This is a genomic window from Leisingera sp. F5 (genome assembly GCF_001593695.1).
On sequence record NZ_LUKH01000853.1, the window covers coordinates 1 to 1,568 of the forward strand.

Below are 1,568 nucleotides of genomic sequence, written 5' to 3' on the forward strand. Positions count from 1 at the left end.
CGGGTATCGGCATCGGCAATGGCTGAGGCAGCTTCCAGCATGCTGTCGAACTCGGCACTGGCGAGGCCGGTTTCATTCCAGGCCACCCCGGTTTTATAGGCCAGTGTCAGCACCTGCACCCCCAGCGGGCGGTGGCCCCAGTCGGTGGAGCTGAACGGGTATTTGTCCCAGTCGTTCCAGAAGGTGTTGCCGGGCAGAACCGTGCGTTTGACCTTAAGGCCGGTATCGCGCATCTGCGCTGCAAGCGCATCGGTAGTATTGCGGCGCCAGTCGTCGTCGATTGAGAACAGCTCATGCTCGAAATCGAGCATCCCGGCCTCCTCCATCAATTGGCGGGCGGCTTCCGGGTCGCGCACCGGGGCGCCGATATCGGCGTATTCCGGGTGGATCGGGCAGACGTGGTGGTTCTCCGCCAGGGTGCCGCGGCCGTCATAGCCGAGTTCCAGCAGCACCGCGTTGTCGCAGGCCAGCGCCAGGGCGCGGCGGACACGGGCATCGGCATAGGGCTGCGCCCCGTCCACCTCGGCATCGCGGTTGGTGCGCAGCACCAGGGTGTTGGCCGAGACGGATTCGCTCAACTTCCAGCCGATGGAGGTGAAGATATCGACGTATTCCCCCACGGTTTCATAGACCATGTCGATTTCTTCGGCCTCGGCGGCTGACAGATGGGTGGAGCCGTCGGTGCCGAAGTCAATAAACTCGATCCGGTCCAGATGGGCACCTTCGCCCCACCATTCGTGATCGGTGTTCTTTTCCAGGGCCACTTTCACGCCGACCTCATATTCCACCAGTTTGTAAGGCCCGGTGCCGACCGGGTCGGCGCCCGGATCGCCCGACCAGCCGTCCGGCACAATGGCCGCGGGGTATTCGGTCACTGCCGGGATGATGGTGATGTCCGGGCGGGTGAGCTTTACCTTCAGCGTCAGATCGTCGACCACCTCCAGCGCGCCCTCGGCGGGGCCGTCGCCAGCCTCGTTCTGCAAGGACCCCATGCGGGCCGCCATTGAGTTGCCTTCCCATTTGCCATCGCACCAGCGGGCAAAGTTATAGGCGACGTCCTTGGCCGTCAGGGTGCCGCGGCCGTCGTTCCAGTTCACGCCGGGGCGGATGTGCAGCAAGTATTCGGTGGCGTCCTCGTTGACCTCCCAGCTTTCCAGCAGCCGCGGCTCAAAGGTGCCGTCGGCATTGTACTGCACCAGATATTCCAGATAACCGCGCACCAGATTGCCCAGCTGCGGCCAGTTGAACAGCGGCGGATCGAGGAGGGCGCGCACGACCTGCTGGATGCGGATGGTGCCGCCCTGTTGGGCATTGGCCGCCGCCTGCACCGGCTGGCTGAGGCCGATCATGCCATAGGCCGCGGATGCGGTCACACCCAGCGCGGTTGCGCGGGACAGGAATTCGCGCCGGTCCAGTTTGCCTTGGGCTGTTTCCTCCGCATGCATGCGCACTGCTGGGTGGAGGGTTTCCCTGTTATAGTATTTGGTCATTTTGCTTCCTTTGTTGCTGTGTTCAGCGCCGGGAAAGATGCGGGCAGCAGTGGAAAGGGTGTGAATGGCTGCCCCGCC

The 1,568-nt window shown here is 63.7% G+C and carries 1 protein-coding gene; it reads right to left on the minus strand.

Features of this window, described 5'->3' with window-relative positions; all coding sequences use genetic code 11:
- Positions 1-1,490, minus strand: a 1,490-nt coding sequence (locus A2I95_RS36745) for an ABC transporter substrate-binding protein (RefSeq protein ID WP_291737419.1), incomplete at its 3' end; no start/stop codon positions are given.
- Positions 1,491-1,568 lie beyond the last annotated feature (78 nt).